A 13,954-nucleotide genomic window follows, 5' to 3' on the forward strand; every position below is an offset into this window, starting at 1 on the left:
TAATGAAAATAGGCGATATCAAGGGTATCCTCTTTGACAAAGACGGGACACTTCTGAAATACGAAGAAACCTGGGGACCTATCAACCGCGAAGCCGCATTTGCTGCTGCGAGCCAGAATGAAAATCTTGCCAACAAACTTCTCGTATCCACCGGCTACGACCTCGCGACCAAAACTGTTCAGGCCGGAACAATCTTAGGGGCAGGCAATTCCGAAGAAATCGCGCAGGCGTGGATGATGTCCGGAGCTCGTCTTTCTGAACCAGACCTCATCGAATTGCTTGATGGAATATTTACTGAAGCAATGCAAAGCGCTGTCCCGGCAGACAATGTTGGCGGGGTCGTCCGAGCGTTTCACGGCCAAGAGTACAAACTTGGCGTTGCCAGCAGCGACAGTGAGCAATCAATCAAGGTGTTTCTGGATAGCCTGGGCCTCACACCGTTTTTCGGCTATACCGCAGGCTACAACTCCGGATACGGGCACAAGCCGGAACCGGGCATGTTCGAGGGTTTTTGCCGAAAACTGAAGCTTGAACCGTCGCAGGTTGCCATGATCGGTGACAATCCGCAGGATATGGAAATGGCCCGTCACGCCAATGCAGGCTTGTGCATAGCAGTGCTAAGCGGAAATGGAAAAATTGATGATCTGAAGCCACTGTCTGATTTCATTTTAGACGATATTTCCAAATTGCCTGAGCTATTCGGCATTTTTATCTGAGTTGAGTAAAGTGCGCATATGACTCCTAAGTGAATGCATGACACGGTCGGACGCGATGAGGCCACAATGACCAGTGCTGCGATCTGCACGAATGCCTGCTGTTGCAAAAGCGTTGGGCTCGACGCCTCGGCCGTCTTTCGGCTATATTTGGCAATAACTGATTGTGGGTGAGGTTAGACCGTAAATGCCGATGCCTTGGACATACCGCCACGCTTCCAAAGAGTGACGCGCCTTTCTTGTTGATGTGAAAGAGCGCATGTCTCTCGAATCTGACAATATGGCCTATACCGCCGTAGATGCGGTTTTGCAGGTCTTCAGATGCCGCCTGACAGCACAACAGGGTCTGGCATTCGCAAGTGTTCTTCCGGCAGTCCTTCGCGCGATTTTTGTAAAGGATTGGGATGTTTCCAAACCGCCGGTTCCTTTTGAGGAGCGGCAGGCGCTAACAAATGAGGCTAAACAAGTCCGCGTTAAGCACAATCTAACGCCAGACAACGCAATCGAAGCGACAGCTTTGGGCAATCCGACGGTGCACTGACAATAGAGATTTCGAAAGAGTGCTGATGCAGTTCCCCGAAGAGACCGTGGCGTTCTGGCATGTCGATGTCAAAGACCCGTCGGAGCTAGACCAGCGGATAATGTAGCGGCGAAAGCGGACTTTCCGAATGAGACCGTGAATGGCGGCTTCGTCCGCTAAGCTGACCTTAACTGCACCGAACCGCTGATTTTTAGGTGCCGCACTGCCGCAAGTCCGGTTTGAGCCCAATTTGACGAATGCTGCACGATGCAAGAATGTCGGGTGCCTAAATTTCGTTCTGATCATTTGAAGCGACGGCCAGTCGGTCACCATGATACTGCAGCTAAGATGGATGCCCCAACCGCTGAGGCTAAAAACGGTATCGTAAGCGCAGCTTCAAACCCTAAGCCCTACGCTTATTACAACGACGCTGGAACCTATCGCGGCAGGGCATCATGCCGCTGGTATCGACGAGCTCATGCCATGGAACTTTGACAAGTAGGACTGATATCGCTTGCGACCCCAAAGAATTTTTCCTGCGCTTAGCTTCCAACAAACTGACAAGTTAATATAGGCGTCTATCTTCAGCGCTTACAAATATTCAAAGTCGTCTGTCAAAGATATTCGCGCGTGCTGTGCGCCATGTCCCAGACGATCACTTGGGACAAATAGGCTTAAATACGAATGGAGGCCAAGGCAGCGTTGGAGCGTGATCGAGCACTACATGTAAGGTGGTTAAATCTGATCGCGCCAGTGTCGAATGTTTGAACGGACAATTGGAGCTAAGGAAATCATTACAGGGCAAGTTTTCATTGGTTTGAACTTTAGATGCCTTTTGTTTCTTAATGCGAAACAATCGGAAGTGCATTGCTTGACAATACCCAATCCATCTGCCCGCATAGCGGGTAGCGATCGCGAAGTTTTAACCAGATTTCACCAGGGAATTTTTTGCCATGTTGTATTTATTGACTCTTTTGAGCCTCGCGGCCGGTTCGGTCTTTGTTGCAAGTCCAGAGGATGATGACGTCGTTGGAACCCAAGAAGACGACAACGTTTCCGGAGGAGAAGGCGATGATCTTTTACGCGGCCATCGCGGCGATGACCTGCTTTCGGGCGAAGGTGGGGACGATCTGATTTATGGATCATGGGGCGATGACACTTTGTCGGGCAACCAAGGCAACGACACAATTCATGGTGCACGCGATGATGATTTGATCACAGGCGAGGCTGGCGAAGACAGTCTGCGTGGTGGCACGGGCGATGACACAGTATTGGGTGGCGAAGGCGACGACTACGTCAACGGTGATGCGGGTGACGATCAGGTATCAGGCGGCAACGGGAACGACAGTGTCGCCGGTGGGGCCGGTAATGATGGCCTGTCCGGTGATTCAGGCAACGATACACTTACCGGTGCCCGTGGCGCTGACACGCTTGATGGTGGAGCTGGCGATGATGTTCTTTCCGGGGGCGGACAAGACGATGTCCTGATTGGCGGCGAAGGTTCTGACAGCCTGTTTGGCGAGGGTGGCCAAGATACGTTGTTTGGCGGTGAGGGTGATGATGAATTGCATCTCGCGGGTGCTGGAACGGCTATTGGTGGTGAAGGTAGCGATATCTTCAAGCTTGTGAACGGTGGCACCGACTTTGGCACGATTTCTGATTTCACCGAAGGCGAGGACAACATTATTGTCGAGGTCGCCCCTGGAGAAGACGTAACGGTTGCAAGTCAAACAGTAGGTCCCGACGGCGTGCAAATCCAATTGTCCAATGGTGTGATCGTTTCGTTAGAAGGATTGTCCGAGCCGACCGATTTGACCGAGATCCTGTTTATCGAGACAGATCAGGTAGAGCCATCCGAGGTCTTTCAATTCGACGATGAAGACGGAAACAACACCAACTATATGACTGAACCCGAAAACAATTTGGTCAATATGAACGACGGCGACGACACCGTGATCGGCCAGGGTGGTTTGGATACAATCAACGGCGGCACGGGCGCAGATTCAATTGAAAGCGGTGGCGGCGACGACATCCTCAATGGTGATGCTGGCGATGACTGGCTGTATGGCGAACAAGGCGATGACACACTGTCTGGCGGCACTGGTGACGACATTATGATCGGCGGGGCGGGTGCAGACTTGATTTTCGCTGGTGAGGGTGACGACTCTGTAACCGAAGTCTATTACTCCGAACCATCAGAAGAAGATTTTGGCAACGACACCGTCTTTGGTGAAGGCGGCAACGATTATTTGCGTACGCATAATGGTGACGATGTCGTCGATGGCGGCACCGGCAATGACACTATTTGGGCCAATCGCGGCAATGACACGCTGATTGGCGGTGACGGTAGTGATGAATTGCGCGGTGGTTACGGCAATGATCATTTAGACGGCGGTGCCGGCAATGATGTGCTTGAAGGCGGCAACGGACTAAACACCATGAACGGCGGTGATGGCAACGATTTCATCTTTGGACGCCGAGGATACGGCGGCAACTCTGGACCAATCAACACCAGCGTCATTGATGCGGGCGACGGTGATGACACACTTAGCTTTGAGCATGGCAGTACCGTCACTGGCGGCGACGGCGCAGACGTTTTCCGTTTGTTTGACGCTCTAGATGATGATCTTGTTTCACGGATCGAAGATTTCGATCCTGACGTTGATCAACTAAGGGTTACCGTGACCGCAGGCGACGGCGACGGCGATGGCGGTGGGTTTGCATTGCAGCCGCGCGAAGATGGCAGTGGCAATGACCTGTATGTTGGTGACGATCTTGTTGCCGAAATCCTTAGCGCCAAAACCTTCACGCTTGTCGATTTGGATATATCAGTTGAGCTTGAATATGATGACGACGGACTTACCACTTACACCCTAGGGCCAAACGATGGCGACACGGGCATTGACGTGACCGGCAGCTACGGCAATGACCACATTATAGGCAATATTGGTGATGATCGTATTTCCAGCAACTACGGCGGTAGTGATCTGCTTGAAGGGGGCGGTGGCAACGACACACTGATTGGCGATGGTGGAACGATCATTCCATATTACCACGAACTGGATTACGAGACACGCATCGAAACAGATACGCTGCTGGGCGGTGACGGAGACGACGATCTGATTTCGACCAACGGCAATATTCTGACAGGTGGCGCGGGATCTGATGTTTTTGGTATCATCGACAATCCGCGATATTCGGATGCGCCGGAGCAGTTGCCCCCTACCATTATTACCGATTTTGACCCTGCTGAAGACTACGTTGTTCTTGCAGGGTTCCCGGGTAGCGGGCCCCCTGACGTTGCTGATATTTCTTTGAACGTGTTTGCGGATGGCACCGGTTCCGAGATTTTGATTGGTGATATTGTTGTAGCCCGTGTGACAGGAGGTCAGGCACTGACCGTGGCGGACATCGGTATCGACAATTCAAACTTCAACGACGAGTATCGCATTTGATTCCGTTGGCCGTGCGAAATGTTCTTCTTCTCCCCTGACGCAGCGCCTGCTTGTGGCAGGGGTACGCCCATGTCTGTAACCAAACGGTTCTGAGCGGCATTGCGAAGTAACAGAGGTTGGAATTCGACAGGTGCGGATTTAGCGGGATCAGCAAATTGTTTGTTCGCCCGGACAGGCTCATGTAAGCGTTTCGTTAGAAAAAGATCAAGCGTACTTCCGTTCTGGATTTTGCTCCAATATATGGCTGGCTGCATCTTTTAAGCAGTGCTGCGGAGCTTCAACTAAAACTGCAAAGTGCAGGTCTAATAGACACTCAAAGACAACGTATATTGGATGGATCGAATTACACTAGGACAGAGGCTATTTTCTCGAAAGCAGCCATTCATCCCACCAGGTTCAAGCATCACTTTGTCCCGCTAAGCTGACATTCATGAAAAGGCTTTGAGTTACTCAGCCACCAATGTCCTAATTATCGCCTTCGCGCTATCCGACGCCCAGTCCGCATCACCTCGCAGGCGTGCGATTTCGCGGCCCTCGGGATCGATGATCACGGTGATGGGCAAACCAAAAACACCCATCTGGCTGGCCAGTTGTTGTTTGGGGTCTTGATGGCGGGGCAGGTTGTCTATGCCTGTCTGAGCAAAGAATTTTTGTATGCCAGCGGGTGAATTGCGCCCTGTGGCGATGGTCACGACTTCAAAATCATCGCCGCCAAATTCGGTTTGCAATTCCGACAGCATGGGCATTTCCTTGCGGCAGGGTGCACACCAGGTTGCCCAGAAATTGACCAACACATGCTTGCCGCGATAGGCGTTCAAAGATTTGTCGCCCGCGCCATCGGCCAATTGAAAGGCTTTGTTCGGTACGGCCTCGGGGCTGCTATGAAAGACCAGTTTTTTCATGTCGCCAGTGCGCAAGGCCGCTGCGGCGTCCACATCGGACAAGGCAGGGTTTGCGAAGACGGCAAGGGCCGTATAAACGAGCGCAGCAACAGTAGTTTTCATATTCCCTCCGAAGGGTCAGGCAGATGACAGACAATACCTCGAACACCATGTGGGGCGGCCGCTTTGCCGCTGGTCCCGATGCGATTATGGAAGCAATTAATGCATCCATCGGATTTGACCAGCGCATGGCAGCCCAGGATATCGCAGGCTCGCGCGCCCATGCCGCCATGTTGGGCGCCACGAACATTTTGACAGATACCGATGTTGAAGCGATCCGTGAAGGCCTGCTCACGGTCTTGTCAGAAATTGAGGGTGGGGATTTCAAGTTCTCCACCGCTTTGGAAGACATCCACATGAATGTGGAAAGCCGGTTGAAAGAGATTATTGGCGAACCGGCGGGGCGTTTGCACACAGGCCGTTCGCGCAACGATCAGGTCGCCACAGATTTCAAACTGTGGGTGCGCGATCAGTTTGATGCCGCGGAAGCTGGTTTGTTGGCTTTGATCCACGCCCTTTTGGGACAGGCTGAGGCCGGCGCGGATTGGGTCATGCCCGGATTTACGCACCTGCAAGTGGCCCAACCCGTCACATGGGGTCACCACATGATGGCCTATGTCGAGATGTTTGGCCGCGATCTGTCCCGCGTCCGCGACGCGCGTGCGCGTATGAACACTTCGCCTTTGGGTGCGGCGGCCTTGGCTGGCACGTCCTTTCCGATTGATCGCCACATGACGGCCAAGGCGCTGGGCTTTGACGCCCCTGCCGCCAATTCGCTGGACGCCGTCAGCGACCGCGACTTTGCGCTTGAGTTCCTGAGCGTGGCCAGCATCAGCGCCATGCATCTGTCGCGCTTTGCCGAAGAACTGGTGATCTGGTCATCTGCCCAGTTCCGCTTTGTGGCTTTGTCGGACCGCTTTTCCACAGGCTCTTCGATCATGCCGCAAAAGAAAAACCCCGATGCTGCGGAATTGATCCGTGCCAAGGTGGGGCGCATTTACGGGGCCAACACCGGGTTGATGATGGTGATGAAGGGATTGCCACTGACCTATTCCAAGGACATGCAGGAAGACAAAGAACAGGTCTTTGACGCCGCCGACAGTTGGATGCTGGCGATGGCTGCGATGGAAGGCATGGTCAAAGACATGACCGCCAACCGCGAAAGCCTTGCAGTGGCCGCAGCCTCAGGGTTTTCGACTGCGACCGATCTGGCAGACTGGCTGGTGCGTGTTTTGGGCATGCCATTTCGCGATGCGCATCACGTGACGGGCACCCTTGTGGGCATGGCGGAATCTAAAGAATGTGACCTGCCGGACCTTAGTCTTGATGATATGAAATCGGTGCATAAGCACATCACCGCTGACGTGTTTGACGTGTTGGGCGTGCAAAACTCGGTCAATTCGCGTATATCCTATGGCGGGACAGCACCGGCACAGGTGCGTGAACAGATCAAACGGTGGAAGGAAATTCTGGCATGAGACTGACCTTTGGGCTGATCTTTGCAGTTGTGTTGGCGGCCTGCGGCGCCGATGGCGAACCAGTACAGCCGAACCTAAGCGCAGGCGTCAGTGTCGGATCCGGCGGCGTGAATGGCAATGTCGGCGTGTCCGTACGCAAAGGCCCGGTCAGCATCGGCTGGAACATCTTTTGATGCGCTTTGCTGCGATATTGATCGTTCTGGGGCTCGGGGCGTGTGATCCGGGCGGCGGTGGTCCTACGTATACGTCAGACAAGCAACAGCCTTCCAAATATGAACCCGGCGTCACAGTGTCGGGCCATGCCAAGGTGGGCGTCAAAAGGTCGTTCTGAATGTCTTTGCTGCGTATGATTTATCTTGCCCTTGCCATTTGGGGGGCAATCCACCCGATGTATTACTTCATCACGTGGTTCAACGAAAATGGCTATGATATCATGGCTATGGTCGATGCGTGGCACGTCAATGCAGCAGCCAGCGGTCTGGTGTGGGATCTGACGATTGCCGCTGTGACGTTAACAATCTGGATCATTGCGGAGGTGGCTGTGCGGCGCAATTGGCTGGCGCTGATGGCTATTCCCGCCACCTTCTGCATCGGGGTTTCATGCGGGCTCCCACTGTATTTGTTTTTACGGACGCGGCCTGTAGCGTAACACTGCGTTCGTTCAAATTGGAAACAATACTGCCCAATTTGCGCCATTATTTCTGAATATATGTGTGTGCGATAGATATTTTTGACGCAACGCAAGACGGAAATCCCATGGCAGACGCAAGCATAGATACAGCCCAGTCCTCATTGTTGGAGGCCCCAACCGAAACGGCGACCCCGCAGACACCGGCCATCGTTCAGGTTGCAAAAGAATATGGCGTATCGCCCGTGCGGCAAATGCGCGATATCATGGGGCTGCGGTTCGGTGCGCGCAAAATGAGTGGGGCAGAATACTACAGTTTGCGGCTGTTTGACCCAGCACGTGCAGACAAAGCATCATTTACAGGACAAAACGGTATAAACGCACTGAACGCGTCGATGAACCCGCCGATGGCGGTTCCGACACGCGCGTTTGTGGGCAATAAACTGCTGTACACAGAACTGTTGGCGAAGTTGGGCATTGCCACATCACACACTCAGGCGTTGGTCAGTACGTTTCGCACATTGGGAACGCTACCAGTTCTGAAAGACGCGCAAACGCTTGTCGATTTCTTGCGAAACGATGCCAAATATCCGCTGTTTGGCAAACCGCATCACGGATCTTTGTCTGAAGGGTCGGTGCGCATCAACGGGACCGACGGTGACGAATTGCTGATGGCCAACGGCCGCCGCATCGGGGTCGAGCAGTTTGCCAAGGATGTGTTCGCACAGTATCCAGGCGGCTTTATGATACAGACGGCATTGGACCCGCATGCGGATATGGCCCACATTGCAGGGCCTGCGGTGGGATGCGTCCGTGTGGTGACTGTCAATGACGGGACCGGCGCGAAACCAGCTTACGCACTCTGGAAAATGCCCGCGCCGGACGCGATGTCGGACAACTTCTGGCAACACGGCAGCCTATTGGCGATGCTGGATCTGGCCAGCGGCACAGTGACAACCTGCAATCGGGGCACAGGCCTTGAGACGGAAACCTTCGATGATCATCCGGTTTCTGGTGTTGCCGTGGTTGGGCAAACATTGCCATTCTGGGCAGAAACGCTTCAAATGGCCACCGACGCGCATGCAGTTTTTCCTGAATTCGGCGTCTGTGGATTTGACATTGCCGTAACGCCAGATGGTCCCAAGGTTCTGGAATGCAACGATAACCCATCGCATATGCTCTATCAGCTTGCTTCAGGCAAAGGGGTCAACAACGCTGACTTGGCCCCCGTTTGGGCCGCTGTTGCGACGCGACAAACAAAACAACTGGCCCGGTTGAAGGGTAAATGACGGCTTACTGACCCTCCAAGTCAGACTTGCTGCCAAGCGGCGTACCCTTTGCACGGTACGTCGTTTTTTTCCGCGCTTTTCTTCCGGTGTGCTTCTTGACTGGCGTTGTATTGATACGCCTTTGGGGTTGTCGGGTTTCTGGATTCGTGGCTAATGCGGTGCCATGGATCATTTTCTTTACAAAGACGGCGCTTTGCACGCCGAAGATGTCCCTGTGGCCGAGATTGCCGCCGCTGTGGGCACGCCGTTTTACGTCTATTCGACTGCGACCTTGCTGCGTCATTTCAAGTTGTTTGATGATGCCTTGGAGGGCATGGACCATCTTGTCTGTTACGCAATGAAGGCAGCCAGCAATCAGGCGATCCTGAAGACTTTGGGCGACGCGGGCGCGGGTATGGACGTGGTTTCGGGTGGTGAATACCGCCGGGCGCGGGCTGCGGGTGTGCCGGGCGACCGTATCGTGTTTTCAGGTGTGGGCAAAACGGCTGAGGAAATAGAGTTGGCGTTGACCGGAGGTATCCGTCAATTCAACGTGGAATCCGAACCTGAAATGGACGTGCTGAACGCTGTTGCGTTGCGGCTGGGCAAAGTGGCGCCCATCACCATTCGGGTGAACCCCGATGTCGACGCGAAAACGCATGCGAAAATCGCAACGGGCAAATCCGAAAACAAATTTGGCATTCCGATTTCACGGGCCAAAGAGGTCTACGCATTGGCCGCGACCATGAAAGGTTTGCAAGTGATCGGCATTGACGTGCATATCGGCAGTCAATTGACAGACCTGCAACCCTATGAAGACGCCTACAACAAAGTGGCGGAATTGACGCAGGAACTGCGCGCCGAAGGCCACACCATCACGCGTCTGGATCTGGGCGGCGGCTTGGGCATTCCCTACCACCAATCAAACGAGGCCCCGCCACTGCCCAGCGACTACGGCGCATTGGTCAAGCGCACTTTGGGTCATTTGGGGTGCGAAATCGAAATAGAACCGGGCCGCTTGATCGCGGGCAATGCGGGGCTCATGGTCAGCGAAGTGATCTACGTCAAAGAAGGCGAAGACCGCGAATTTCTGATCATTGATGGTGCAATGAACGACCTGATCCGCCCCGCAATGTACGATGCACACCACGATATCATCCCCGTGGTAGAACCAACGCCCGGCGCAGAGCCTGCGACCTACGATATTGTTGGTCCGGTTTGCGAATCTGGCGACACTTTTGCAAAGCACCGCGATATGCCGGAAATGAAGGCAGGCGAACTGGTCGCCTTTAGATCTGCCGGTGCTTATGGCGCTGTCATGGCGTCTGAATACAATTCCCGGCCCCTTATTCCGGAAGTTTTGGTGCACGGCGATCAATTCGCGGTTATCCGCCGACGTCCGACCTTTGACGAAATGATAAATCGAGATACCATTCCAGAATGGCTCTAGGCGTCGGTTTGCGTCGGAAGGGGTCGGAGAGTTTACCAAATGGCTTCTTTTTCGAAACATGACATTGCCCGCAGCATGAAGTCACTGGTGTGGCCTTTGCGCCTGACGTGGTTCGGCATGGTTTCGGAAAACCTGATGCGTGCCTTGTGGCCACTTATGACGGTGGTGATGGCGGTGCTCGCCTTCTTGATGATGGGCCTGCACGATATGGTGCCGCTTGAAGCGATCTGGATCTGCGCGGTTGTTGCGGGCGCCTTTGGGCTGGTCGCGCTGTTCTACGCGTTTCGTAAATTTCGGCTGCCCAGTCGTGAACAGGCTCTTGCACGACTTGATGCAAGCCTGCCCGGGCGGCCCATTCAGGCGTTGCGCGACAGTCAGGCAATCGGTGCAAGCGATGCGGCATCCACAGCCGTTTGGCGCGCACATCAGGCGCGGATGGCCGCGCGGGCCGAAGCTGCAACACCTGTGGCTGGCGATTTGCGTGTAGCGGACCGTGACCCTTATGCGTTGCGCTATGCTGCCTTGCTGGCATTGGTGGTTGCTGTCTTTTTCGGATCATTGACGCGTGTTGGGTCGGTGACAGACCTTGGGGCAGGTGGCACAGCGCTTGCGAACGGCCCTGTTTGGGAAGGCTGGCTGGATGCGCCGCGCTATACCGGAAAGCCCACTATCTATTTGAACGACATTCCTGAAGGTCCGTTGTCGGTGCCTTCAGGCAGTTTGATCACGTTGCGAATGTACGGCGAAGTGGGCGCATTGACCCTGTCGGAAACTGTGTCGGGCCGCACCGAAGTGCCCCCTGCGTCCAACAGCGAACAGGACTTCACAATCTTACAAGACGGCACGATTGCCATCAACGGTCCAGGCGGTCGGGTGTGGGACATTGCTGTGGTTGAAGACGCAGCCCCGCGGGTCGCAGTGCTCGCCGATCCTGAAGCATCTGCGCTTGGTCAAATGACATTGCCTTTTGCTGCCAGTGATGACTATGGCGTTGAAGCAGGCGAAGCCCGCATCGCGTTAGACCTGAAGGCAGTGACCCGCACACATGGACTTGCGGTCACACCCGAAATGCGCGGTGAAATTGTCGTGCCTTTGCCGATGCCAATCTCGGGGGACCGCGCCGAATTTGAAGAAAATCTGGTCGAAGACTTTTCAGAGCATCCATGGTCCAATTTACCCGTCACAATTACGCTTACGGCGCTTGATGCATCCGAACAGATCACACAAACGGCACCTCGGGCGATTGTTCTGCCGGGACGTAGGTTCTTTGACCCTGCGGCGGCGGCGATCATCGAACAACGGCGCGATCTTTTGTGGTCGCGCAGCAATGCCGGGCGCGTGGCGCAGATTTTGCGGGCTGTGGTGCATCGCCCCTCAGATATTATGCGATCCGAAGTCACGGCATTGCGTTTGCGCCAAGTGATCCGCAGCTTGGAAACCCAAGCCAGACTGGAACTGGATACGGAACAGCAAGAGGCCATCGCAGCCGATCTTTGGGCGTTGGCGCTTGAGCTGGAAGAGGGCGATTTGCAAGACGCATTGGAACGCATGCGCCGTGCGCAGGAACGCCTAAGTCAGGCAATGCGCGACGGCGCATCTGATGCGGAAATCCAGGAGCTGATGCAAGAACTGAGCCGTGCCACCGAAGACTACATGAACCAGTTGCGGCGGGAGGCCCAACAACGTGGTTCCGATGAGGAAAACGGCGCGGAGCAGCGTCAGAACTCTGACGATGCGCTGACGCTGACGCAAGATGACATCCAGCGCATGATGGACCGCATCCAGGAGTTGATGGAACAGGGCCGTATGGCCGAAGCCGAAGAAGCGTTGCGTGAATTCCAGGAAATGATGGAAAATATGCAGATGTCGCAACAACAGGGGGGCGAAGGCTCTGCTGGCGAACAAGCTATGGAAGACCTGTCGGAATCGCTGCGCAACCAGCAAGGGCTGAGCGATCAGGCATTTCGCGATCTGCAAGAACAGTTCAACCCAAACGCTCAAACCGGCGAAAGCCAGGGCAACGAGGGACGAAATGGCGGTCAGGGGCAAGGCCAAAGCCATGAGGGGCAAGGCGGCGAAGGCGAAGAACAAGGCCAGCAACAAGGCGAAGGCGGCACACAGTCGGGACAATCTGGTGCAGGCGAACAGTCATTGGCAGACCGCCAGCAAGCCTTACGGGATGAACTGAACCGTCAGCAAGGCAGTTTGCCGGGTGCGGGAACGCCTGAAGGTCAAGCTGCACGCGACGCATTGGATCGTGCCGGCCGTGCGATGGACGACGCGGCGGAAAACTTACGCAACGATGATCTTGCCGGTGCCATTGATGATCAGGCGCAAGCCATGCAGGCCTTGCGCGACGGGTTACAAGCGCTGGGCGAACAACTGGCGCAAGAAAACGAACAGCAACAGCAGGGCCAAGGCAACGCAGAAGCCAACCGCCAAACCCAGAACACTGACCCATTGGGCCGCAACCAAGGCAATGGCGAAGGTGGCAGCAGCGACGGTGAATTGCTGCAAGGCGAAGATGTGTATCGACGCGCACAGGATTTGCTAGACGAAATCCGTCGCCGCTCGGGTGAAAACGAACGCAGCGAGGTGGAATTGGATTACCTCAAACGCCTGTTGGATCGCTTCTGAACGCACCAAGGCCGTTGGTGACAAAAACGGGTGTGCCTATTGTGATTGGGATGCCGCCGTTGCGTCCAGCCATTTCAGCAGATCTTGCACTTTGACGTCCAACCAGACGCGTGCTTGATCGATCACGCCAATGTACCCAGCCAGAAGATCATCCAACGCAGGCACTGTCTTGGCCAAGGCAGGTGCAAAAATATACAATGCCGCCAGCGCAACCGCGATCAAAACAACAAAGAAAAAGCCGCGCTTGAACCCGCCGCGCTTGCGACGGTTGGGTTCAGATGCCGCTGCGGCGGCGTCACCGGAAATTTGGCGATCACCGGTAGAGCGCAAGGTAGAATTGATTTCTTCGATGTCGGGCAACAGATCACGGCGTGACCCGACAGCGGCGGCTGCCACATCGGGCTGCGGGTCTTCACCACGCATACGCGCCATCCTGTCACGGGCTTCGCGGGCACGCTTTGCAGCTTCGTCTTCGGTGTCAGGCAGACCCAGTTCCGGCTGACTTTCCAAAGGGTCCGCATCCTGAACCCGTGCGGCAGTTTCCAGTTCTGCTTCTTGGCGCAAAATATCCGACACCTGCGGGTCCAATTCCTGCCGCGTCGGGGCAGGGCTGGACGGCGGCGCAGACGGTGGAATAGCTACGTGTTCTTCATCAGAGGCAGGCGGTATCGTGGCCTCTTTCACATGGGCTTCGGTCTCGGATTCCGGCTCCGGTTCGGCAGGCATGTGATCGGGATGGTGCTGAAACCAGGTTTGGCCGCAGTTGGAACATTGGACGTCACGACCCTCGGTGGGAACGACGTCCAAAGGGACTTCATATTGCGCATCGCAATTCGGACAAATCAGTCGCATTTTGGTGCCTGC

Annotated in this window: 11 protein-coding genes; 9 read left to right on the forward strand and 2 right to left on the reverse strand. The window is 54.9% G+C overall.

Translation table 11 applies throughout. The features are described 5' to 3' along the window. Positions 1 to 2: 2 nt before the first annotated feature. From ABJL60_RS17645 to ABJL60_RS17655, 3 genes are all read left to right on the forward strand, one after another. Complete coding sequence (locus tag ABJL60_RS17645) at positions 3 to 716, forward strand: HAD family hydrolase (protein ID WP_348374159.1); 714 nt, start codon at positions 3 to 5, stop codon at positions 714 to 716. Between the two features lie 256 nt (positions 717 to 972). Continuing rightward, positions 973 to 1,254, forward strand: coding sequence for a DUF2267 domain-containing protein (locus tag ABJL60_RS17650; RefSeq protein ID WP_348376571.1), 282 nt, complete (start codon positions 973 to 975; stop codon positions 1,252 to 1,254). 932 nt (positions 1,255 to 2,186) lie between these two features. After that, positions 2,187 to 4,688 carry a calcium-binding protein gene (locus ABJL60_RS17655; RefSeq protein WP_348374161.1) on the forward strand — a complete coding sequence of 834 codons (2,502 nt, stop codon included), beginning with the start codon at positions 2,187 to 2,189 and terminating at the stop codon, positions 4,686 to 4,688. 446 nt (positions 4,689 to 5,134) lie between these two features. Here ABJL60_RS17655 and ABJL60_RS17660 read toward each other — a convergent pair whose 3' ends face one another. Beyond that, positions 5,135 to 5,692: a TlpA disulfide reductase family protein gene (locus ABJL60_RS17660; RefSeq protein WP_348374162.1), complete on the reverse strand. Its 558-nt coding sequence runs from the start codon at positions 5,690 to 5,692 to the stop codon at positions 5,135 to 5,137. Between the two features lie 23 nt (positions 5,693 to 5,715). Between ABJL60_RS17660 and argH the strand changes: the two genes are divergently transcribed. The 6 genes from argH to ABJL60_RS17690 all read left to right on the forward strand — a co-directional run bounded on the left by argH (position 5,716) and on the right by ABJL60_RS17690 (position 13,090). Beyond that, the gene (gene argH, locus ABJL60_RS17665; protein ID WP_348318594.1) at positions 5,716 to 7,107 is read left to right on the forward strand and encodes an argininosuccinate lyase; all 1,392 of its coding nucleotides are present in this window, start codon (positions 5,716 to 5,718) and stop codon (positions 7,105 to 7,107) included. Continuing rightward, positions 7,104 to 7,280, forward strand: a complete 177-nt coding sequence (locus ABJL60_RS17670) for a hypothetical protein (protein WP_348288627.1) — start codon at positions 7,104 to 7,106, stop codon at positions 7,278 to 7,280. Before argH ends, ABJL60_RS17670 begins: the two co-directional genes overlap by 4 nt. 158 nt (positions 7,281 to 7,438) lie before the next feature. Further along, positions 7,439 to 7,756 carry a DUF2834 domain-containing protein gene (locus ABJL60_RS17675; protein WP_348288623.1) on the forward strand — a complete coding sequence of 106 codons (318 nt, stop codon included), beginning with the start codon at positions 7,439 to 7,441 and terminating at the stop codon, positions 7,754 to 7,756. Positions 7,757 to 7,863: 107 nt separating this feature from the next. After that, entirely contained in the window at positions 7,864 to 9,024 is a 1,161-nt protein-coding gene (locus ABJL60_RS17680; protein WP_348374163.1) for a sugar-transfer associated ATP-grasp domain-containing protein, read from the forward strand. 163 nt (positions 9,025 to 9,187) lie between these two features. Then, positions 9,188 to 10,453 carry a diaminopimelate decarboxylase gene (gene lysA / locus ABJL60_RS17685; protein ID WP_348288619.1) on the forward strand — a complete coding sequence of 422 codons (1,266 nt, stop codon included), beginning with the start codon at positions 9,188 to 9,190 and terminating at the stop codon, positions 10,451 to 10,453. Positions 10,454 to 10,492: 39 nt separating this feature from the next. Then, positions 10,493 to 13,090 (forward strand): TIGR02302 family protein, encoded by a 2,598-nt coding sequence (locus ABJL60_RS17690; protein ID WP_348374164.1) that lies wholly within the window; start codon positions 10,493 to 10,495, stop codon positions 13,088 to 13,090. A 36-nt stretch (positions 13,091 to 13,126) separates the two neighbouring features. Here ABJL60_RS17690 and ABJL60_RS17695 read toward each other — a convergent pair whose 3' ends face one another. Further along, positions 13,127 to 13,942, reverse strand: a complete 816-nt coding sequence (locus tag ABJL60_RS17695; protein ID WP_348288616.1) for a zinc-ribbon domain-containing protein — start codon at positions 13,940 to 13,942, stop codon at positions 13,127 to 13,129. Positions 13,943 to 13,954 lie beyond the last annotated feature (12 nt).

The sequence above is a fragment of the Ascidiaceihabitans sp. genome (assembly GCF_039986515.1).
Classification (GTDB): Bacteria; Pseudomonadota; Alphaproteobacteria; order Rhodobacterales; family Rhodobacteraceae; genus Ascidiaceihabitans.